Source organism: Streptomyces atratus (genome assembly GCF_900119365.1).
Classification (GTDB): Bacteria; Actinomycetota; Actinomycetes; order Streptomycetales; family Streptomycetaceae; genus Streptomyces; species Streptomyces atratus_B.
Genome location: NZ_FPJO01000012.1, coordinates 126,836 through 148,456, shown reverse-complemented (window position 1 = coordinate 148,456; position 21,621 = coordinate 126,836). Strand labels below are relative to the sequence as shown.

At 68.9% G+C, this 21,621-nt stretch carries 18 protein-coding genes, 1 pseudogene and 1 riboswitch; of the genes and pseudogenes, 10 read left to right on the top strand and 9 right to left on the bottom strand.

What is annotated here, in order from left to right; all coding sequences use genetic code 11:
* Positions 1-17: 17 nt before the first annotated feature.
* The 8 genes from BT364_RS21430 to BT364_RS21395 all read right to left on the bottom strand — a co-directional run bounded on the left by BT364_RS21430 (position 18) and on the right by BT364_RS21395 (position 9,256).
* On the bottom strand, positions 18-1,253 hold the full coding sequence (locus BT364_RS21430; protein WP_107408277.1) for an ABC transporter ATP-binding protein: 1,236 nt from the start codon (positions 1,251-1,253) through the stop codon (positions 18-20).
* The gene (locus BT364_RS21425; protein ID WP_072486827.1) at positions 1,250-2,350 is read right to left on the bottom strand and encodes an ABC transporter ATP-binding protein; all 1,101 of its coding nucleotides are present in this window, start codon (positions 2,348-2,350) and stop codon (positions 1,250-1,252) included. Before BT364_RS21425 ends, BT364_RS21430 begins: the two co-directional genes overlap by 4 nt.
* Complete coding sequence (locus tag BT364_RS21420; RefSeq protein ID WP_072486881.1) at positions 2,347-3,348, bottom strand: ABC transporter permease; 1,002 nt, start codon at positions 3,346-3,348, stop codon at positions 2,347-2,349. The genes BT364_RS21425 and BT364_RS21420 overlap by 4 nt, the downstream gene beginning before the upstream one ends.
* Before the next feature lie 144 nt (positions 3,349-3,492).
* Positions 3,493-5,265 (bottom strand): ABC transporter substrate-binding protein, encoded by a 1,773-nt coding sequence (locus BT364_RS21415; RefSeq protein ID WP_072486826.1) that lies wholly within the window; start codon positions 5,263-5,265, stop codon positions 3,493-3,495.
* A 95-nt stretch (positions 5,266-5,360) separates the two neighbouring features.
* Positions 5,361-6,365, bottom strand: coding sequence for an ABC transporter permease (locus BT364_RS21410; RefSeq protein WP_072486825.1), 1,005 nt, complete (start codon positions 6,363-6,365; stop codon positions 5,361-5,363).
* Between the two features lie 438 nt (positions 6,366-6,803).
* Entirely contained in the window at positions 6,804-7,583 is a 780-nt protein-coding gene (locus tag BT364_RS21405; protein ID WP_072486879.1) for an enhanced serine sensitivity protein SseB C-terminal domain-containing protein, read from the bottom strand.
* 170 nt (positions 7,584-7,753) lie between these two features.
* Complete coding sequence (locus tag BT364_RS21400; RefSeq protein WP_072486824.1) at positions 7,754-8,524, bottom strand: enhanced serine sensitivity protein SseB; 771 nt, start codon at positions 8,522-8,524, stop codon at positions 7,754-7,756.
* 36 nt (positions 8,525-8,560) lie between these two features.
* Positions 8,561-9,256, bottom strand: a complete 696-nt coding sequence (locus BT364_RS21395; RefSeq protein ID WP_072486823.1) for an AAA family ATPase — start codon at positions 9,254-9,256, stop codon at positions 8,561-8,563.
* Between the two features lie 158 nt (positions 9,257-9,414).
* Positions 9,415-9,512: riboswitch (glycine riboswitch) on the top strand.
* A 140-nt stretch (positions 9,513-9,652) separates the two neighbouring features.
* Here BT364_RS21395 and gcvT point away from each other — a divergent pair.
* The 5 genes and pseudogenes from gcvT to BT364_RS21370 form a co-directional block, all read left to right on the top strand.
* Positions 9,653-10,768, top strand: coding sequence for a glycine cleavage system aminomethyltransferase GcvT (gcvT, locus tag BT364_RS21390; protein WP_072486822.1), 1,116 nt, complete (start codon positions 9,653-9,655; stop codon positions 10,766-10,768).
* 91 nt (positions 10,769-10,859) lie between these two features.
* Entirely contained in the window at positions 10,860-11,237 is a 378-nt protein-coding gene (gene gcvH, locus BT364_RS21385) for a glycine cleavage system protein GcvH (RefSeq protein WP_072486821.1), read from the top strand.
* A gap of 20 nt (positions 11,238-11,257) precedes the next feature.
* Positions 11,258-12,517, top strand: a complete 1,260-nt coding sequence (glyA, locus tag BT364_RS21380) for a serine hydroxymethyltransferase (RefSeq protein WP_072486820.1) — start codon at positions 11,258-11,260, stop codon at positions 12,515-12,517.
* A gap of 161 nt (positions 12,518-12,678) precedes the next feature.
* Complete coding sequence (locus BT364_RS21375) at positions 12,679-14,061, top strand: L-serine ammonia-lyase (RefSeq protein ID WP_072486819.1); 1,383 nt, start codon at positions 12,679-12,681, stop codon at positions 14,059-14,061.
* Positions 14,062-14,213: 152 nt separating this feature from the next.
* Positions 14,214-14,564 (top strand): annotated as a pseudogene (locus tag BT364_RS21370) (SulP family inorganic anion transporter); the annotation flags it as partial.
* Between the two features lie 158 nt (positions 14,565-14,722).
* Here BT364_RS21370 and BT364_RS21365 read toward each other — a convergent pair.
* The gene (locus tag BT364_RS21365; RefSeq protein WP_256260112.1) at positions 14,723-16,003 is read right to left on the bottom strand and encodes a cytochrome P450; all 1,281 of its coding nucleotides are present in this window, start codon (positions 16,001-16,003) and stop codon (positions 14,723-14,725) included.
* Between the two features lie 377 nt (positions 16,004-16,380).
* Between BT364_RS21365 and BT364_RS21360 the strand changes: the two genes are divergently transcribed.
* The 5 genes from BT364_RS21360 to BT364_RS40250 all read left to right on the top strand — a co-directional run bounded on the left by BT364_RS21360 (position 16,381) and on the right by BT364_RS40250 (position 21,587).
* Positions 16,381-16,713, top strand: coding sequence for a hypothetical protein (locus BT364_RS21360; RefSeq protein WP_072486818.1), 333 nt, complete (start codon positions 16,381-16,383; stop codon positions 16,711-16,713).
* A 21-nt stretch (positions 16,714-16,734) separates the two neighbouring features.
* Positions 16,735-17,046, top strand: a complete 312-nt coding sequence (locus BT364_RS21355; RefSeq protein WP_072486817.1) for a pore-forming ESAT-6 family protein — start codon at positions 16,735-16,737, stop codon at positions 17,044-17,046.
* A gap of 67 nt (positions 17,047-17,113) precedes the next feature.
* Positions 17,114-17,521 (top strand): DUF6507 family protein, encoded by a 408-nt coding sequence (locus BT364_RS21350; RefSeq protein WP_072486816.1) that lies wholly within the window; start codon positions 17,114-17,116, stop codon positions 17,519-17,521.
* On the top strand, positions 17,518-20,826 hold the full coding sequence (locus BT364_RS44280; protein ID WP_371268630.1) for a hypothetical protein: 3,309 nt from the start codon (positions 17,518-17,520) through the stop codon (positions 20,824-20,826). Before BT364_RS21350 ends, BT364_RS44280 begins: the two co-directional genes overlap by 4 nt.
* A complete protein-coding gene (locus tag BT364_RS40250) occupies positions 20,823-21,587 on the top strand; it encodes a hypothetical protein (protein WP_256260111.1) in 765 nt (254 codons plus the stop codon). The genes BT364_RS44280 and BT364_RS40250 overlap by 4 nt, the downstream gene beginning before the upstream one ends.
* Positions 21,588-21,621 lie beyond the last annotated feature (34 nt).

Genomic DNA, 21,621 nt, shown 5'->3' with positions numbered 1-21,621 from the left:
GGGCAATTGTGCCGGTACTACTCCTTCGGATTGTCCTCCGGCGTATCGGTCGAGGCGGTGCCGTCCGCCGCGGGCTCGGCGGCCTCGGGCTCGTCCGCCGAGGGCTTGCGCACCTCGACGATCTCGATCGCCTCGCGCGCCGCCGCCGTCACCGTCTCGCCCGGCACCTGGTCCGGTGCGTTCTCCGGGTGGTGGCAGGCCACCTGGTGCCCGGTCTTCAGCGCGGCCAGCGGCGGCTCCTGCGTCTTGCAGACCTCCGTCGCCTTCCAGCACCGGGTGTGGAAGCGGCAGCCGCTTGGCGGTGAGATCGGCGAAGGCACGTCGCCCTTGAGCAGGATCCGCTCGCTCTTGGCCGAACGGCGCTTCGGGTCCGGGATCGGGACCGCCGAGAGCAGCGCCTTGGTGTACGGGTGCATCGGCGCCTTGTAGAGCGACTCGCGGTCGGCCAGCTCCACGATCTTGCCGAGGTACATCACCGCGATCCGGTCCGAGACGTGCCGGACGACCGAGAGGTCATGGGCGATGATCACGTACGTCAGGCCGAGCTCGCTCTGGAGGTCGTCGAGCAGGTTCACCACCTGCGCCTGGATCGAGACGTCCAGCGCCGACACCGGCTCGTCCGCCACGACCAGCTTCGGGTTGAGCGCCAGGGCGCGGGCGATCCCGATGCGCTGGCGTTGACCGCCGGAGAACTCGTGCGGATAGCGGTTGTAGTGCTCGGGGTTCAGGCCCACGACCTCCAGCAGCCGCTGCACCTCCTTCTTCACGCCGCCGTCGGGCGTGACGCCCTGGAGCTTGAAGGGGGCGCCCACGATCGTGCCGATCGTGTGCCGCGGGTTCAGCGAGGAGTACGGGTCCTGGAAGATCATCTGCATGTCCCGGCGCATCGGGCGCATGCCGCCCACGCCGAGGTGCGTGATGTCCTTGCCCTCGAACTCGATCTTCCCCGCGGTGGGTTCGAGCAGCCGGGTGATCAGCCGGCCCATCGTCGACTTCCCGCAGCCGGACTCGCCGACGACGCCCAGGGTCTCCCCCGAGCGCACCTCGAAGTCGATCCCGTCGACGGCCTTCACGGCACCGGCGTTGCGCTGCAGCAGCCCCTTCTTGATGGGGAAGTGCTTCTGCAGCCCGGTCACCTTGAGCAGCACCTCGCGGGAGGCGGTGTCACCGGCCGGCGCGCCGTGCCCGGCAGACCTCTGCGCCGGAACGTCCACGCCCTTGTCCTCGCTCGTCACGGCCTTGTCCTCGCTCACAGCTTGGGCGCAATCTCTTCGGTCCAGATACGCTCCCGCTGCTCCGGCGACATGTGGCAGGCCGCCCAGTGCCGGCTGCCGACCTCCTGGAGCTCGGGCCGTACGGTGCGGGTGACGTCGTCCTTGGGCACGTCCGCGTACGGGCAGCGCGGGTTGAAGGCGCAGCCCGAGGGGATGTTGATGAGCGACGGCGGGGAACCCTTGACCGGGATGAGCCGGTCGGTCTGGTCACGGTCGAGGCGCGGCATCGAACCCAGCAGGCCCCAGGTGTAGGGGTGCCGGGGCTCGTAGAACACCTTCTCGGCCGGTCCGCGCTCCACGCAGCGACCGCCGTACATCACCAGGATGTCGTCGGCGAGCTCGGCCACGACGCCCAGGTCGTGGGTGATGATGATGACCGCGGAGCCGAATTCCTTCTGCAGGTCCCGGATCAGGTCGAGGATCTGCGCCTGGACCGTGACGTCCAGCGCGGTCGTCGGCTCGTCGGCGATCAGCAGCTCGGGGTTGTTGACCAGCGACATGGCGATCATCGCGCGCTGGCGCATGCCGCCGGAGAACTCGTGCGGGTAGCTGTCGACGCGTTTGTCGGGCTGCGGGATGCCGACCCGGTCGAGCATCTCGACGGCCCGCTTGCGGGCGGTCTTCTTGTCGACGCTGTGATGGACCCGGTACGCCTCCACGATCTGCTTGCCGATCGTGTAGTACGGGTGCAGCGCGGACAGCGGGTCCTGGAAGATCATGGCCATGTCGCGGCCGCGCAGCTTGCGCACCTCGTCGGGATCGGCGGAGAGCAGCTCCTTGCCGTCCAGCCAGATCTCGCCGGAGACCTGGGCCTTGCGCTTGCCGTACTGGCCGGCGGTGTGCAGGCCCATGATGCCCAGCGAGGTGACCGACTTGCCGGAGCCGGACTCGCCGACGATGCCGAGGGTCTTGCCCTTCTCCAGCTGGAAGTTGAGCCCGTCGACGGACTTGACCAGGCCGTCGTCGGTCGGGAAGTGCACCCTGAGGTCGCGCACTTCGAGGAAGGCGGTGGGAGCGGGCGAGCCGGCCGGGGAGGGTTCTCCCAGCGCGGCACCGCTCTTGTGCAGTTCGGTCATCCCAGCCTCACTCGCGGGTCGATGACGGCGTACATGATGTCGACGACGAGGTTGGCGACGGCGATCGCGAGAGCCGCGAACAGGGTGACGCCGAGAATCACCGGCAGGTCCTTGTTGCTGATCGCCTGGACCGCGGCGAGCCCGAGACCGGGCAGGTTGAACGTGGACTCGGTGAGGACGGCACCACCGAGGAGCACGCCGATGTCGAGGCCGAAGACGGTGAGGATCGGCGTCATCGCGGAACGCAGGGCGTGCCGGGTGATGACGGTGCCCTCGCCCAGCCCCTTGGAACGGGCGGTACGGATGTAGTCCTCGCCGAGCACTTCGAGCATGGTGGCCCTGGTGAGGCGGGCGTACATCGCCGCGTTCAGGAAGGCGAGCACGATCCACGGCAGGATCAGGGTCTGGAACCAGGTGCCGATGCCGTCGTCCGTGGAGAGGTTGTCGGCGATGTGCACCCAGCCGAAGTTGTGCACGAACAGGCCCATGGCGACCATGCCGGTGAAGAAGATCGGCAGCGAGACACCGGCGAGCGCGGTGGTCATCGCGGCACGGTCCCAGATGCTGCCGCGCCGGAGCGCGGAGACCACACCGGTGGCGACGCCGCCGAGGAGCCACAGGACGCAGGCGCCCGCGGCGAGCGCGCCGGTGACGGGCAGCGCGTCCTTGAGGGTGGTCCAGACCGGGACCTCCGTGCGGAAGGAATAGCCGAAGCAGGGAGCGGCGCAGTGGGTGACGTCGTCACCGTTCGCGTAGTCGCGCCCCATCGGGATGCCCTTGACGAAGTCCCAGAACTGGACGAGGAGGGGGTCGTCGAGACCCAGTTTGATCCGGATGCCCTGGAGCTGCTCGACACCCGTGGCCTTGCCGGCGAAGAGGACTGCGACGTCCTGACCCGCCCACTTGGGCAGCATGAAGAAGATGGTGAACGTCGCGAGCAGTACGACGAGCACCATGATGACTACGGCGAACAGGCGCCGGATGAGATAAGCAAGCACTGTGTGCGGCCCGGCGGTGGCCGGGAACCCCTTGTGGGGGCTCCCGGCCATCGCCCCGGCCCTCACCTGCCCTTCGGACTGGCGGGTTTCGGCGGCGGTGGAACAGTCAACCGGGTTGACTGCAAATGCTGTTGACTACATCGACTACTTGACGACGCCGAGCGAGACGTAGTCGTAACGGCCGTTGTAGGCGTCGGACATGTAGGCGTTCGTCAGACGGCTGCCGCGCCAGGTGATGTTCTTCTCGTAGATGAAGGGCATCCAGTCGGCCTGGTCGAGGATCCGCTTGTCGACCTGCTTGTAGATCTCGCCGGCCTTGACCGGGTCGGTCTCCGCGATCGCGTCGTCGAAGAGCTTGTCGATCTGCGGGTCCTTGATCTGGGACTCGTTGTAGTTACCGGTGTCCGCGAGGAACCGGCTGTCCCACAGCGGCTGGCCGAAGCCCTGGCCGGACGGGAAGTCGGGGCCCCAGCCGCTCATCGTCATGCCGTAGCCGCGCTTCTTCACGACGGACGGCGAGCCGGTGATGCTGGACGCCTCGGCGCCGTCGAGCGGGTCGACCTCGATCTTGATGCCGACCTTGCCGAGCTGCTCCTGGAGCGCCTCGGCGGCGTCGACCTCGCCCGGGTTGTTGTTACGGGCGGTGAGCTTGGTGGAGAAGCCGGTCGGGTGACCGCACTGCTTCAGCTCGTCCTTGGCCTTGGCGAGGTCCGGCTTGCCCTTGCGGGCGAGGACGCCGTACGGGTCGTAGTCGCTGTGACCCTTGATGGAGACCGGCAGGGTGCTGTTGGCGATCGCGCCACCGGCGATCTCGCCACCGCGGGTCTGCTGGAGACCGGCGAAGTCCGTGGCGTAGAAGACGGCCTTGCGGCAGTGGACGTCGTCCAGCGGCTTGGCGGTGTGGACGAGCGCGACGTAGCGGACGAAGGACGTCTGCATGTTGTCGACGCTGTCCTTGTGGTCCTGGACGGCGGTGACGCGGCCGGACTGGGTCATGCCGGTGCCGTTGAGGTCGACGTCGTAGTCGCCCTCCATCAGCTTCTTGTCGTTCTCCTCCAGGTTGGCGGAGATCGTCACCGTGACCTTGTCCGGGAGCGCGGCGCGCAGCGGGTCGGTGGCCTTCTGCCACTTGTCGTTGCGGACGAGCACGATGCTCTTGCCCGGCTTGTACGTCTCGAACTTGTACGGGCCGGAGGAGAACGGGCGCTGGGTGTACTTCGCGCCGGTGTCCTTGTCCGCCTTCACGGGCGAGCCGGACGGCATGGCGAGGAACTGCTCGAAGTCACCGTTGGGCTTGGGCAGCTTGAAGACGATGGTGTTGTCGTCGGGCGTCTCGATCGCCTTGAGGCCGAGCTTGTCCGCGGACTTGTCCTTGTAGGGGCCCTTGTACTCGCCCTTGGGATCCAGCGTCTGCTTCAGGTACTGCGGGCCACCGGTGATGGTGTCCGTCGCCCAGATGCGCTCGATGCCGTACTTGACGTCCTTGGAGGTCAGCTTCGAGCCGTCCTCCCAGGTCAGACCATCACGCAGCTTGTACGTGTAGGTCTTGCCGCCGTCCGTGATCTCACCCGGGCCGGTGGCCAGGTCGCCGACCAGCTTGGTGGAGGCCACACCCGGCTTGGTGTCGTACGTGACCAGCTGGCGGGTGTAGAAGCGCATGAAGTCCCAGGCCATGCCGTAGTAGGAACGCTGGGGGTCGGCGGAGTCGAGGTCCTGCTTGCCGACCATCTTCAGCGTTCCACCCTTTTTGGTGGACGGGTTGGCGACCTTGTTGAACGCAGCGTTGAAGCCCGCGCCCTTCGACTTGCCGCCGCCTTCGCCTTCGCCGCCGCCGCCGCACGCCGTGGTGGTCATCAGCGCCGCGACCACGAGGGCCGCACCAGCGGTGAGCCGTCGTTTCGAGGTAACTGTGGACATTTTCTCGTAACCTCCGAGATCGCGGTCCCAGGCCGTTGCTTGCCGGAGAACCATGGGAAAAGCCACCTGACGATGCGGCAGGGGCAAGTCGTGGGCTATCGGGTCCCCTTGGGGTCCAGGGCATCGCGCAGCCCGTCCCCGAAGAGGTTGAAGGCCAGCACGGTGATGAAGATCGTCACGCCGGGGAAGACCATGAACATCGGGTCGTGCTCGTACGTTTCCAGCGCGTCCCGCAGCATCCCGCCCCAGGAGGCGGTGGGCGGCCGGACACCGGCACCGAGGAAGCTCAGGGCCGCTTCGGTGAGGATGTTGGTGGGGATCATGAGCGTCGCGTAGACGGTGATCGGCGCCACCAGGTTGGGCAGCAGCTCGCGGAAGAGGATGTACGTCCGTCCGCCGCCCAGGCTGCGCGCGGCCTCCACGTACTCGCGCTCGCGCAGCGAGAGCGTCTGCCCGCGGACGATGCGTCCCACGTACGGCCAGCCGAAGAAGCCGATGACGGCGACGAGTACGGCGATGCGCACGCCGCTGCCGGTCAGTCCGAGCAGATCGTCGGGGAGGACCGAGACCAGGGAGATGATGAAGAGGAGCTGCGGGAAGGAGAGCAGCACGTCCATGATCCGGCTGATCAGCGCGTCCACCCAGCCGCCGAAGTAGCCGGCGACGATCCCGAAGAGGGTGCCGAGGGCGACGGCGACCAGGGCCGCCAGGAACGCCACGAGCAGCGAGATCCGGGCGCCGTAGACGATCCGGCTGAAGATGTCGCGCCCCTTGTTGGGCTCGACGCCGAAGAGGTAGTCGCCGCTCACACCGCCGAGGTCGCCCGTGGGGAGATTGGTCAGCGGGTCGAGCATGTCCTGGTGGAACTCGTTGGGCGGGTGTCCCAGCAGTCCGACGATGAGGGGCGCGAAGACCGCCACCACGACCAGGACGAGGACAACGATGCCACCCGTCAGAGCGACTCTGTCCTGCTTCAGGCGGTTCCAGGCGATCTGCTTGAGAGACCGTCCCTCGACCTTCTTCACCCCGGAGTCGACTGCGGGACCGTCGGCCGCGACCGGATCCGCTTCCGTGGTCGGCTCGTGCAGTGGTGCCGTCATCGTGGCAAGGACCCCTCTCAACCGGCGGTGGCCGGGCCGAACTGGCCGCTGTGGCGGCGCGATCAGTCAGTCGTACGCAGAGGCGGCAAGACGCCCTTGCTGCGGGAGTCTTCATTGCCGTCACTACAGGTAGCCAGACCGACAGACGAATGGATGCCTAACCGTGATGCGGCCCTGGGTGTTCCGTTATCCGGACGGATGTGAACGCCCCCCGAACACAGGTCAGTTGAGGCGGAAGGGGGGCAGGCGCGCAGATTCGCGACGCTTTCGCCACCAGATGTACCCAGCCAGGAGATCTCGGACATGGACGGCCGGTCGAGACGACCGGCGGATGAACATGCGTGCACATTCGGGGAGTTGGTGTCTTACAGTCGCGTTACGGGAATCCGGCACGTAAACGCGCATTCCGGACCAGGGGGGCCGGGCGGCCCGGAAGGGTCAGTACGCGCCCTGCGGCGGGTAGCCGTAGCCCGCGGCGGGGGCCGCCGGGGCGTGCGCCTCGCGGTCGTAGAACGGGCGGGCGTTGGCGCGCAGCCACATCGCGACCGGGTCGTACTCGTCGGACATCGCGACGGTGGATACGGGCAGCCCGTCCGGGACGGCGGAGATCGACTGCTGCATCATCGCGCGCGCCGCGTCCACCGAGGGCGGGCTCGTGTCGTAGAGGTCGAGACCGATGGCGAGGTAGGGGACCCCGAGCGCGGGCTGCACCCAGGCGCGGCGCAGCGAGCGGATCGCGGGGGTGTGGTGGGCGTTCTGCGCGAGCAGGGCGTAGAACTGCGAGATCTCGATGGCCGGCTCGGTGAGCCGGAGCGGGCCTGCGGGCATCCGGTCGAGGCCGGTGGCGATCCGGCGCAGATCCAGCCAGGGGATGCCGACGCCGCCGCCCGGGGCGTGCGGGTTGAGCCAGATCCCCCAGCGGTCGGGGAAGAGGGCGCGGGCGATGTCCAGGCCGCCGACCAGCTCATGGGCGCGGTTCCAGCCGCTGGCCGAGAGCTCCTGGGCGGAGGTCACACAGGGGGCGTAGCCGAGGCCGTCGACCTCCATGTTCCCGTACTGGGCGTCGGGCGAGCCCGCCTGGCCGTGCCAGAGGAGCATCCAGATCCGGCCGTTCGCGAGGGCCTTCAGCAGCGCCTCGTACGCGTCGTAGCGCCCGGGCGTCACCTGGCGCAGCATGTGCTCGACCTGCCCGGCCGCCGCGGTGCCTGACGCACTCACCTGGTCCCGCCCCTCTTCGATCCACTGTGTCGGCCGGCCGCTCCCGGGCACACGGGTGCGGCATGATGCCGAGGCACCAGCCATGAAACCAGCTTATGCGCCGGTCCTGACACCGACTTGACGCCATGGGTCGAAGCGGTGTTCCACACCGGTGCCCGCCGCGCCCGGGGCTACTGGCCCGCCCGCTGGTAGAACGGCTGGATCTTCTCCCGCATCCAGTCGCCGACCGGGTCCTGTGCCACATCGAGCAGGACGAGATTGACCGGCCAGGGCACCTCGACCCGTCCCAGAGCGCGCCCGAGGGCGTCCATCGGGGCATTGCGCCCCGCGCCCTCCCAGGTGGAGAACTCGACGCCGACGAAGAGAACGGGGTCGCCGCCCTCGATGCTGGCCAGCGCCCGCCGGGCGGAGAGCACGACACCGCTCTCCTCGAATTCACCGGCCGCCGCGGCGAGGAAGTCGACGGGCTCCTCCTTCCAGTCCGGTTCGTACAGCCGGACCCGGCCGCCGCCGGCCGGGCCGTCCAGCGGGGTGCGTCCGGCCCGGCAGAGTTCGGCCACGGCGGGGGGCGGCAGCGGCATCCCGACCGCGCCTCCGGGGTTCACGGCGATGCCGAGCTGCGGGGGCAGGCCGCGGGCGAAGTCGCGGGCGGGCGCGACGGTGAAGGACATCTGGGTGCCGACGCAGGCGAGGAACTGCTGCTCGGAGCTGAACACGGGGACGTACGCGGCGCCCTCGATCTCCAGCGTCGGCAGGTCCAGGTCCGCCGAGTCGGGTCCGCCGCCGTTGGGCAGGGGCACCCAGACCTGGCTGCGTCCGAGCACCTCGACGAGCCGTCCGCCCGCCTCCGGGACGCCCACCGAGGCCATCAGCACCTCTTCGAGCTCGTTGGCCGGCCATCCGCCCTGCGGATGGGACTGGACCTGTGCCGGGATGTCCACTGCTTCCCCTTCTCGCCCACGCTTTCCGGCAGAAGATTAACGCCCGGCCCCGGGCCGCCGGTCCGCGAAGGTGATCCGGCCGATCCTTCCCGCCGACTCCCGGTCCAGCAGCACCGCCGAGGCGCACCCGGGCGGCAGCAGGCCCGCCTCGGTCGCCTTCAGCAGCTTGCCCACCGCCCTGCGGTGCCGGGCGAAGGCGTATCCCGATACGCCGCGTCCGCGCTCGCGCTGGCCCTCCCTGGCGGTCTGCGGCGTGACGTCGAGCAGGACGAGATGCAGGACCCGGCCCCGGCGCCGGGCGTCACGGGCCAGCCAGCCGCGTACCCACGACTGTGTCCCGCAGTCGTGGACGACGGCGGACTCCCCGGAGCGCAGCACCCGCCACAGCCCCCAGTAGTGGGCGGCGCGCACGAGCGGGCGGTAGAGGGCGTACGGGAGTAAGCGGGGCATGATCCGCGCCCAGCGGTCACGGGTGTCCTGGGAGTCGACGGCGTGCGCCGTCGTCACCGCCCGCCGGATGAGCGTCGACTTTCCGCTGCCGGGCAGCCCGGAGACCACCACCACGTCGCCCGGGGCGAAACGCAGGCCGCTCGGGCTGCGCCCGGACCGCTCCCGCAGATCCCGCACCACGGGCGCGTGCGCGCCGGACGCCGCCCGCTCCGGGGCCCCCGGTTGTGCGGGCATCGCGCCGTGCGCGACCCCCGCGGTCGTCGCGTACCTCTGCAACGTCATCGCCCTCCCCCTGTCGGATCACCCCACGTATGCCCCTGAAGTGTAAAGAAAAGGTAATGCGGCACAACTGTCCGCGCCGCTGATTTCCGAGGGGGACCGGGGCCCCACTCCGGCGCGATGCGTGCGATGATGACCCGGCCAACTGCATACAGGCCGTTCGAATCCGCGCGGGAGAGTTCCGGTCACCGCATGTGCCGGGCGCCGAAGGAGCAAGTTCCTCCCTTGAATCTCTCAGGCCCCGTACCGCGTGGATGAGGCAGATCTGAAAAGCGGGCCGCTTCGCGGCTCCACCCAAGGTGCAAGCCGAACCCTTCCGGGGCTCTCGGCGAACCTCTCAGGTTCCGATGACAGATGGGGAGGGATCGTCCTCGTCGTCATGCCCCGGGAGTCATATCCATGAGCACCGCCCCCCGCCTCACCGCCCTCGATGCCCTGCACCGTTCGCTGGGCGCGACCATGACCGACTTCGCGGGCTGGGACATGCCCCTGCGGTACGCCAGCGAGCGCGACGAGCACAACGCGGTGCGCACCCGGGCCGGTCTCTTCGACCTGTCGCACATGGGCGAGATCACCGTCACCGGCCCCGCGGCCGCGGCCTTCCTGAACTTCGCGCTGGTCGGCAACATCGGCACGGTCGCCGTGGGCCGCGCCCGCTACACGATGATCTGCGCCGAGAACGGCGGCATCCTGGACGACCTGATCGTCTACCGGCTGGGCGAGACCGAGTACATGGTGGTCGCCAACGCGGGCAACGCCCAGATCGTGCTGGACGCGCTGACGGCGCGGGCCGAGGGCTTCGACGCCGAGGTGCGCGACGACCGTGACGCGTACGCGCTGCTCGCCGTCCAGGGCCCCGAGTCCCCCGCGATCCTGGCCGCCGTCACCGATGCCGACCTGGACGGCCTGAAGTACTACGCCGGTCTGCCCGGCACCGTCGCCGGTGTCCCCGCGCTGATCGCCCGTACCGGCTACACCGGCGAGGACGGCTTCGAGCTGTTCGTCGCTCCCGAGCACGCCGAGCAGCTCTGGAAGGCACTGACCGAGGCGGGCGCCTCCCGCGGCCTGATCCCGTGCGGGCTCTCCTGCCGCGACACGCTGCGCCTGGAGGCGGGCATGCCGCTGTACGGGCACGAGCTGACCACGGCGCTGACCCCGTTCGACGCCGGTCTCGGCCGGGTCGTGAAGTTCGAGAAGGAGGGCGACTTCGTCGGCCGCAAGGCCCTCGAAGCCGCCGCCGAGCGCGCCGAGACCGCGCCGCCGCGCAAGCTGGTCGGGCTGGTCGCCGAGGGCCGCCGGGTGCCGCGCGCCGGATTCTCCGTCGTCGCCGGCGGCCAGGTCATCGGCGAGGTCACCTCCGGCGCCCCGTCGCCCACCCTGGGCAAGCCGATCGCCATGGCGTACGTGGACGCCGCGCACGCCACGCCCGGTGCCGAGGGCGTCGGAGTGGACATCCGGGGCAGCCACGAGCCGTACGAGGTCGTGGCACTGCCGTTCTACAAGCGCCAGAAGTGACGTCGGCGCTCCCGAAGAAGTGACGCATTCGCGTCTCACACCGTAAGACCACCGTTCATCAGCACTCCCCGCATACAGGAGAATTCAGGTCATGAGCAACCCCCAGCAGCTGCGGTACAGCAAGGAGCACGAGTGGCTGTCGGCCGTCGAGGACGGTGTGGCCACGATCGGCATCACCGAGTACGCGGCCAACGCGCTCGGCGATGTCGTCTACGCCCAGCTCCCCGAGGTCGGTGACACGGTCACCGCGGGCGAGACCTGTGGCGAGCTGGAGTCGACCAAGTCGGTGAGCGACCTGTACTCCCCGGTGACCGGCGAGGTCACCGAGGCGAACCAGGACGTCGTGGACGACCCGTCGCTGGTGAACTCCGCTCCCTTCGAAGGCGGCTGGCTGTTCAAGGTACGCGTCGCGCAGGAGCCGGAGGACCTGCTCTCCGCCGACGAGTACACCGCGTTCTCCGGCAACTAAAGACCCCAAGGGACCACCTGATGTCGCTTCTCAACTCCTCCCTCCACGAGCTGGACCCGGACGTCGCCGCCGCTGTCGACGCCGAGCTCCACCGTCAGCAGTCCACCCTCGAAATGATCGCCTCGGAGAACTTCGCTCCGGTCGCGGTCATGGAGGCCCAGGGCTCCGTCCTCACCAACAAGTACGCCGAGGGCTACCCCGGCCGCCGCTACTACGGCGGCTGCGAGCACGTCGACGTCGTCGAGCAGATCGCCATCGACCGCATCAAGGCGCTGTTCGGCGCCGAGGCCGCGAACGTCCAGCCCCACTCCGGTGCGCAGGCCAACGCCGCCGCGATGTTCGCGCTGCTCAAGCCGGGCGACACGATCATGGGCCTGAACCTGGCCCACGGCGGTCACCTGACCCACGGCATGAAGATCAACTTCTCCGGCAAGCTCTACAACGTGGTCCCGTACCACGTCGACGAGACCGGCGTCGTGGACATGGCCGAGGTCGAGCGTCTGGCCAAGGAGTCCAAGCCGAAGCTGATCGTCGCCGGCTGGTCCGCGTACCCGCGTCAGCTGGACTTCGCCGCCTTCCGCCGCATCGCGGACGAGGTCGGCGCGTACCTGATGGTCGACATGGCGCACTTCGCGGGCCTGGTGGCCGCGGGTCTGCACCCCAACCCGGTGCCGCACGCCCATGTCGTCACGACCACCACGCACAAGACCCTCGGCGGTCCGCGCGGTGGCGTCATCCTGTCGACGCAGGAGCTCGCCAAGAAGATCAACTCCGCGGTCTTCCCGGGCCAGCAGGGCGGCCCGCTGGAGCACGTGATCGCGGCCAAGGCGGTCTCGTTCAAGGTCGCGGCGACCGAGGAGTTCAAGGAGCGCCAGCAGCGCACCCTGGACGGCGCCCGCATCCTCGCCGAGCGCCTGGTCCAGCCGGACGTCACCGAGGTCGGTGTCTCCGTGCTGTCCGGCGGCACGGACGTCCACCTGGTCCTCGTCGACCTGCGCAACTCCGAGCTGGACGGCCAGCAGGCCGAGGACCGGCTGCATGAGCTGGGCATCACGGTCAACCGGAACGCCATCCCGAACGACCCGCGGCCGCCGATGGTCACCTCGGGTCTGCGGATCGGTACGCCGGCCCTGGCGACCCGCGGTTTCCAGGCCGAGGACTTCACCGAGGTCGCGGAGATCATCGCCGCCGCGCTCAAGCCGTCCTACGACGCGGACGCCCTGAAGGCCCGCGTCGTCGCGCTGGCCGAGAAGTTCCCGCTGTACCCCGGCCTGAAGTAGTCCGGACAGGTTCTGGCAACACGTTGGGGCGGGGCACCACGCACACTGAACAGTGAGCGCGGTGCCCCGTCCCATGCCCCCCGCGCTTCGGGCCGCCCGGCCCGGCCGGTACCGCACCACCCGGCAGACGACGATGTCTACCAACCCCTGAGGAGTCACCCGTGGCCATCTCGGTCTTCGACCTGTTCTCGATCGGCATCGGCCCGTCCAGCTCCCATACGGTCGGCCCGATGCGCGCCGCCCGTATGTTCGCGCGCCGGCTGAAGAACGAGGGCCTGATCGCCCACACCGCCTCGATACGCGCCGAGCTGTACGGCTCGCTCGGTGCGACCGGTCATGGCCACGGCACCCCCAAGGCCGTCCTGCTCGGCCTGGAGGGCGAGTCGCCGCGCACCGTCGACGTGGAGTCGGCCGACGAGCGGGTGGAACAGATCCGCGCCACGGGCCGGATCAACCTCCTCGGCATGCACGAGATCGACTTCGACGCCGACGAGCAGCTGATCCTGCACCGTCGCAAGGCCCTCCCGTACCACGCCAACGGCATGACGGTCTTCGCCTTCGACCGTGAGGGCGCCCCTCTCCTGGAGAAGACCTACTACTCGGTCGGCGGCGGCTTCGTCGTCGACGAGGACGCGGTGGGCGAGGACCGGATCGTGCTCGACGACACCGTGCTGAAGCACCCCTTCCGCACCGGCGACGAGCTGCTGCGGCTCTCCCGGGACACCGGCCTGTCCATCTCCTCGCTGATGCTGGAGAACGAGCGGGCCTGGCGCACCGAGGACGAGATCCGCTCGGGGCTGCTGGACATCTGGCGGGTCATGCAGGCCTGCGTCTCGCGCGGCATGTCCCGCGAGGGCATCCTGCCAGGCGGCCTCAAGGTCCGCCGCCGCGCCGCGACCACCGCCCGCCAGCTGCGCGCCGAGGGCGACCCGCAGGCCCACGCGATGGAGTGGATCACCCTCTACGCGATGGCGGTCAACGAGGAGAACGCGGCGGGCGGGCGGGTCGTCACCGCGCCCACCAACGGCGCCGCGGGCATCATCCCGGCGGTGCTGCACTACTACATGAACTTCGCGGCCGGCGGGGCCACCGAGGCGGAGAAGGAGGACGGCGTCGTCCGCTTCCTCCTCGCGGCCGGGGCCATCGGCATGCTCTTCAAGGAGAACGCCTCCATCTCCGGCGCCGAGGTCGGCTGCCAGGGCGAGGTCGGCTCCGCCTGCTCCATGGCCGCGGGCGCCCTCGCCGAGGTCCTCGGCGGCACCCCCGAGCAGGTCGAGAACGCCGCCGAGATCGGCATGGAACACAACCTGGGCCTGACCTGCGACCCCGTAGGCGGTCTCGTCCAGATCCCGTGCATCGAGCGCAACGGCATGGCCGCGGTCAAGGCCGTCACGGCGGCGAAGATGGCGCTGCGCGGCGACGGCAGCCACAAGGTCTCCCTCGACAAGGTCATCAAGACCATGAAGGAGACGGGCGCGGACATGTCCGTGAAGTACAAGGAGACGGCGCGGGGCGGGCTCGCGGTGAACATCATCGAGTGCTGAGGGAGCAGAGGCCGAGGGAGCGCCTCCGGCCTCCCTCGGCCCATCACACGTTCCCTCCCGCACGACAGGTTTCCCGTTCCTGTCCCCCTCCGTACGCTCCCCGGCCGCGCGGCTGCGCGGCTTCCGCCCCTCCTGACCGTCCCTGAAGGTGTCTCGCCACGGCGCTGGTGGGCCTGGTGGAGTCCCTGATGACCGCCAGGCTGGTCGGCGACATCACCGACACCCGCTCCGGCAAGACCCGCGAGTCCGTCGGCCAGGGCATCGCCAATATCGTCACGGGCTTCTTCGGCGGCATGGGCGGCTGCGCCGTGATCGGCCGGACGACGATCAACGTACGGGTGTCGGGCGCCCGCACCCGCCTGTCGACCTTCCTCGCGGGCGCCTTCCTGATGGTCCTGTGCATCGTCTTCGGACCCGTCGTCTCCCGCATTCCCGTGGCCGCCCTCGCCGCCGTCATGGTGATGGTGTCCGTCGCGTGCGGTCGTCACCGCCAAGTACGCCCAGCGCGGCAAGACCGTAGAGATCATCGGCCTGAACGAGCCGAGCGCCGAGATCCGCAAGACCCTCAGCGGCGAACTCACCGGCAGCACTGACCGGGCTCCGCCGTCACGGCGCCGGCCGGACAGGCCCTGGCCCCGCGGCACAACCCGGTACGAGCGTCTCAGCGCAGGTGCACCGGCAACGACTCGATGCCGTAGACGATGGACAGCTTGCGGAAGGCCAGGTCCTGGGGCGGGACGGCGAGCCGCATCCCGGGGAACCGCCGGGCCAGGGCCGGGTAGGCGGTGCGCAGCTCCATGCGGGCCAGTTCGGCACCGACGCAGCGGTGGATGCCGTGGCCGAAGGCGAGATGACCGGCCGAGGGGATGCGGTCCAGGTCGAAGCGCCCGTCGTCCGTGACGTACCCGGCATCGCGGTTGGCGCCGCTCAGCGAGCAGAGCACCATGTCGCCCTGGGGAATGACCACTCCGCCTATCTCGATGTCGTGGCGGGCGAACCGGGGGAAGGCGATCTGCACCGCGGAGAGGTAGCGCAGCACCTCCTCGACGAAGGGGGCGGTCATGGCGTCGTCGTCACGTATTCGATCGAGGACGTCCGCGTTCTGCAGCAGTACGAGGGAGCCGAGCGCGATGGTGCTGGCGGTCGTCTCGAACCCGCCGGTGAGCACACCGTCGGCGAGGCCCGCGAGTTCCTCGTCGTCGACGCTGTCGCCGTGCTCCCGCACGATCATGCCGAGCAGGCCGTCGCCCGGCTTCGCCCGCTGTGCCTTGACGACGTCCCTGAAGTACGCCAGCGACTCCGACATCGCGCCGAAGGGCGCGGTCGTCCCGGCGAAGAGGTCGAAGCGGTCCATGGCGAGCTGCTGGAAGTCGTCGCGGTCCTCGTACGGCACACCGAGCAGCTCACAGATCGTGAGGGAGGGGATCGGCAGCGCGAACTCCTGCACCAGGTCGACCGGGCCCCGGGCGGCTGCCATCGCGTCCAGGCGTTCCTCGACGATGGCATCGATCCTGGGGGTCAGGCGCCGCAGCCGGCGCATCGTGAACTCCGGGGTCAGGATGCGGCGCAGTCGCGTGTGGACGGGAGGATCGTTGAAACCGAGCCCGCCTGGACTCTGCTCGGCGGCCACTCCGGCGTTCGTCGCGAGGTGGGCGAAGTCGGTGCTGAATCCGTCGGCCGAACCGAGAACGGCTTTCGACTCCTCGTAGCCGCTGACCACCCAGGCGTCCATGCCGAACGGCAACGAGACCTTGTGCACCGGCCGCTTCGCCCGGGTCCTGGCCAGTTTGTCCACCGGGTCGAGGCCGTCCCTGCGCATCATCATCAGCAGGTCGTCGGGGAGCAGCCTGACCGTGGAGGACCCGATCCCGTACTTCTGGATCCTGGACAGGTAAGTTCGCCCGATCCGGGCGGTGATACGAGAGCGGAACGTCGTAGTCAATCTGCACTCCAGGAGTCGTCGCGCGGTCCGCACACACGGTGCGGACGTGAAACAGCTGTGCAGCAGGCGCGGAAGTGGATAGTGGCCGGCGGCGACACGGCTTGTGCCAAACGGCATTCTGTCTCAGAGCGTGAGCAACCGGCGCCCCGGCGGGACCAGATCCGTCCGGCGGCGACCGAGCGGCGGCAGCGGCTGTGATCGTGCGCACGCCGTGCCGGGGCAAGCGCTCCGTGTTCGGCTCTCCTTGCCCGCACCGGATCACCGATGGTTCTGTCACAGCCTCTCAACAGCACCATAGGCCCCAATTGCCTCCGGACCCGGGGAGTTGATAGGCATGGTCAGAACATTTGTTTGCTCGAGCTCGGCAAGGGGATTGAATGAAGTTCGACATGGGGGCGCAGGTTCTGACGAATCTGTCGTCGAAGTCGCGTGGGTCGAGTGATGATCTGGGCACGTTGATCCGTCAGTTGGTTCAGGCGGCGGCGCCGTTGGAGGGGAAGTTCCACGGTGCGGGGCGTGCGGCGTTCGACTCGTTCAAGAGCAGGTCGGACGAGATCACGGCGGCGTTGAACGGTTCGCTGTCGGCTCTCCTCGGTGGTCAGTCGGGGATGGAGCAGGCGTTCGGTTCGGGTGACCAGGAGCAGGGTGACAACGCGCGGCAGCAGATGTCCGCGGCGAATTTCGACGCGGCACGCTTCGGCGGCCGGTAACAAACGGGGGGTTGGTTTCTGATGGCTGGTAACGGTGACCGTCGCGCGTACGACACGGGTGCGTCCGCGGACGCGCAGGGCAACATCCAGGTGGTGATCGCGCGGCTGGAGGAAGTGATCGCCGCGCGCGACGGCCAGGTGAAGGCGGCGATGGCGGACTTCGCGGCCGACGGGGTGGCGGACGAGTACCACGGCAAGGAACTGCGGTGGAACCGTTCCTCGCAGGAGGTCAAGAACATCATCCAGCTGCTGAAGACGACGCTGGAGAAGAACGACGGCACGGCGCAGCACACGATCACGCGCGCGAAGGCAGCGGTCGACAACATCGGCTGACTCGCCCGGGAAACCTGCCTGGGGTGGGTTCGGGGTCGGGGCGGTAACGGGGAGCATGAGGTAGCGCATGACCGGGTGGGATCTGAAGCCGCAAGGTATTCAGGGTGTGCTGAAGACGACGGGTGAGGTCGCGTCGAAGATTCAGACACACGCGACGTCGTACGGGGATCATCTGTCGTCGGCGGCGTCGAGTGCGGGCACGATCAGTGCCGAGGGCGGCGGCGACGGCGGTGGCGGCAAGGGCGGGGAGCAGGCCGTGGGTGGTCTGGTCGCGCTGGCGCTGTCGAAGTTCGCCGAGCACACCACCCCGGACCTGAAGTTCATCGCGGCACGCGCGGGCAAGTCCCTGACCGGTGCGGTGGACGCCACGACCGCGTACCTGAACGGTGACCTCGACATGGCCGCCGAGGCACAGCGCAAGGCGCTCGGTGCGGTGGATCTGGATCCGAAGAAGCCGGGGGTGCAGTCGCGGTGATCAAGCCTGAGGCGATTCCGCAGTACACGGGTGATCTGGGTCAGCTGGAGAAGGACCATGCGAGTCTGAAGACCGATGCGGGTCATATCCGGGACACCGGTTCGTCCGTCCATACCCATTTCCAGGCGCTGTCGGCGTACTACAAGGCTCCGGAAGCGGAGCAGTTGTTCGCGTCGACGAAGCCGGTACAGGACCGGGCGGACGGTTTCGCGGACGATCTGGAGAAGGTCGCCTCCTCGTTGTCGGACTACGCGACGGAGATCCGTCCGCTGGTCACGAAGCTCGCGCAGCTCAAGACGGACGCGACGACGTTCGTGAACGACAACAAGGACGACGACGAGTGGGAGTACGACGGGGACAAGGTCGAGGAGCACAACAAGCTCCGCGATGACATCACCGCGACCGTCGCCGCGTTCTGGGCCGCCGAACGCACCTGTCACAACAAGATCACCGCATTGTTCGGCGGAACACAGATGGTCGCCGGGGACGGGTCCGAACGCAAGGACCAGTACGGGTTCAACGCGGACGACCTGAAGAACGCGAAGCTTCCCTGGGGCGACCCGGTCGAGGAGAAGCACCACTGGTACGAAGTCGGCCACTGGGTCAAGTCGTTCGTCTGGGACGGACTGATCGTCGACGGGATCTGGGGCACCATCAAGGGCCTGGGAACCCTGGTCGGGTTCGGTGGCTGGGACGCCATGGGACAGGCCTGGAAGGGCCTGGCCCAGCTCGCGACCGGCCTCGTCATCAGCGCCGTCCCCGGCGCCAGCACCCTGTTCTGGACCCTGCCCGACGACAAACTGCCCTCTTGGCTCCGCGACTCACGCACCGCGATGAAGGAGACCGGCAAGGCCCTGGTCGCGTGGGACGAGTGGGGCAAGAACCCCGGCCGGGCAGCCGGCGCCGTCACGTTCAACGTCCTGACCACCGTGTTCACCGGAGGCGCCGGCGGCGCCGCCGCAGGGGCCGGGAAGGCCGGCGCGGTCGCGAAGGTCCTGTCCGTCGCGGGCAAGGCCGGCAAGGTCATCGACCCCATGACCTACATCGCCAAGGGCGCCGGCGCGGGCCTGTCCAAGATCGGCGACATCACCAAGGGCCTCAAGGGCATCACCAACATCGAGATCCCCAGGCTCCCCGACGACGCGATCAGCCTGCCCGAAGGCACGATCCACCTCCCCGACGGCACCGTCCATCTCCCCGAAGGCGCCGCCATCCCCGAAGGCGGCGTCAAACTCCCCGACGGCAACGTCAAACTTCCCGACGGCGTCCCCGTCCTACCCGAAGGCACCACCAAACTCCCCACCCACGCCGACGTGCCCGTCCAGTACTTCGACAACGAAGGCAACCTCCTCGACGAACACGGCGACATCGTCCAGAAGGCCGACGACGCCGCCGTCGAGCCCTCGCCCGACGTCACGCACACGGACACCCCGCACACCAACAGCCCGGTCAGGGAACCCGCCCTGGTCGGCGTCGGCGCCCACACCGCCGACGTATCGGCCCACGTCGGCGACAACGCCGTCCACCTCGGCGGCGACCTCGGCGACACCGGCCGTTTCGGCAACGACCTGCCGGCCAGCCACACCGGCGACCACCTGCCCGGAGGCCACACGGACGACCTCGGGCGCGGCCCCTCCGCCGGCCACGAACCGTCCACCGGCGGACACCACGGCGACGGCAACGGCGGTCACGGCGGCGGTCACGACGGTCCCGGAAGCCACGGCCACGACGGGCCGTCCACGGGCGGCGACCACGTTCCGGACGGTCCCGGATCCGACCTTCCGGGCCCCCCTCATGGCGGCGACGGCGGCGTTCCCGGCGGGGTCGTCCCCGACGGCCCCCGGGGCAACCTGTCCGACGGTTCCTGGGCGGGCGAGAACGGTCTGCGCCTGGACCGCGAGGCGAACGCGGCGGCCGACGACTTCATGCGCCGGTCCACCGAGGCGGAACCGCGTATCACCGAGTCGATGCAGGGCATCGCGGGCAAGGTCGACAACGGTAAGCTGATCGGCCTCGAGTACCGCCTCAAGGGCGAGGACTCGCTCAAGCGCAAGCTCGCCACGGACATGCTCGAAGACGTCGGCATGGACCCCGCTCGGGCCCTCGGCGACATCAAGGACTCCATCCGCTACACGATGGAGGTACCGAGCAACAGCTACACCCACGGTGTACAGCAGGCGATCGACGACCTGCAGGCCAAGGGCTTCGAGAACGTCACGTTCAAGAACACCTGGGACTCCACCGGCTACAAGGGCATCAACTCGACCTGGCGCGACCCGATCAGCGGTCAGACCTTCGAGTTGCAGTTCCACACCGCGGACAGCTTCGCGGCCAAGATGGACGGCCACGTCCTGTACGAGAAGGAGCGCCTGCCCGGCGTCTCCCCGGACGAACTGGCCGCGATCAAGGCCGAGCAGTCGGAGCTCTTCGGCAAGGTGCCGGTGCCGCACGACGCGGGTGCCATCACGATCGGCGGGCGCAGCGTCGACGACGTCGTGTCCGCACTCGGCAGGGACGTGGACTCGACAGCCCACGGTGTCGGGTCGGTGGGAGACGACGTCGGACGCCTGGGCGATGACGCAGCACACGTGGGTGACGACGCCACACACGTCGGAGACGACGCCGCGGACGCCGGGGACGATGCGGCGGACGGAGCGCGGGCCGACGACGACGGCGGTCCGTACACCCACGGCCCCAACGGCGGCTGGAGCGGCGCCGGCTGGGTGCATCAGCCCTCGGATTACGCGGCCGGGATCTACGAGCAGCTGCGGGCCACACCGAACCATGTCGACCTGCCGGAAATGGCGCGGAACACCGGTGTCGACGAGTCCGTGCTCCGCGAAGTGAAGAGCCACATGATCCGCTCGCAGCACGATGTTGTCGTGCAGCCCGGCGACGTGAGGCGTGGGCTCTTCACACCGCGGGACGACATCGCGGCGATGTGGGACGGAGCGCGGAAGGGCACCCTCTCCGAGGCGAAGATCGCCGAGTTCAAGAACCTCATGACGCACGAGTACGTCGAGAGCCAGCTGATGAAGTCCGGCCTGCCGTACCTCCACGACCAGACGGGGCTGTGGCGCCTGGACGAGGACGGGACCTACAGCCGGCGGTCACCCAAGAGTCTCAGTGCGGCCGGTGCCCATGACTTGTCGCCCAACCCTGTGCGCGGCGGCTTCGGAGGGGCCTGGCAGCGGCTGGGGCTCAAGCATCCCAAGGTGACGCTGGCGGACGATTTGTCGAATATCGACGACCTGGTGAAGGGTATCTTCCAGGAACTTCGAGCAAAGGGGCTGGACCTCAAGTGACTCATCCCGCACGCCCGGTGCTTGAGCGACTGCGTGCCGTCGACTGGTCCGATGTGGACGAGGCCTACCGCCACGAGAACTCCCGCGCACGCCTGATGCGGGAGTACCTGCGCCGGGCAGCTCTCTGGGCGCACCACTACGGTGCCGAGCAGTCCTGGCCGTTCTTCGACCTGGCGGAGCATGTCGACCCCACCGTCCAGACACCCGACGACATCGCCGCCGAGCTCGACGAGGTCCTGAGAGGTGTCGGCCCCTTCTCGGTCGAAACGACGTGCCGGGGGGCTGTCCGCTGGGCGGCGCTCGGTGCCGAGAGCAAGGTCGACCTGCCGGATCTCCCGGATCCCTACGAGCCGCTGCTGGCCCTGTACGAACGGGGCGGCGGGTTCTTCGTCGAGGAGTTCATCGACCTCAATGGTGCGATGATCCAGCTTGCGGAGCTGTCGAGCTACCTCTCCGCGCCCCCTTTCCTCACGCTCGCACCGGCCACGCTCGACGCTCTTGATGCCGAGGGCGAGATCACGTATTACGCGAAGATCAGCGAAGGCTACCCGCGAAGCAGCCCGCGCGGTATCGTCCGGCGCCGGGTCGACGACGGCCGGACGTACGACGAGGCGTTCACGCGCAACCTCCGCTGGGAACCGACGGAATACCTCAGGTTGTACGAACTCGGCCACAACGAGGTCGACCACGTCCAGATCACCGAGATCGAGGCCGCCGCCTTCATCGAATCGACGACGAAGAGGCTCACCGGATCCCGATGAACCGAGAACCAGGCGGTCCGGGGCAGGAGTGAGT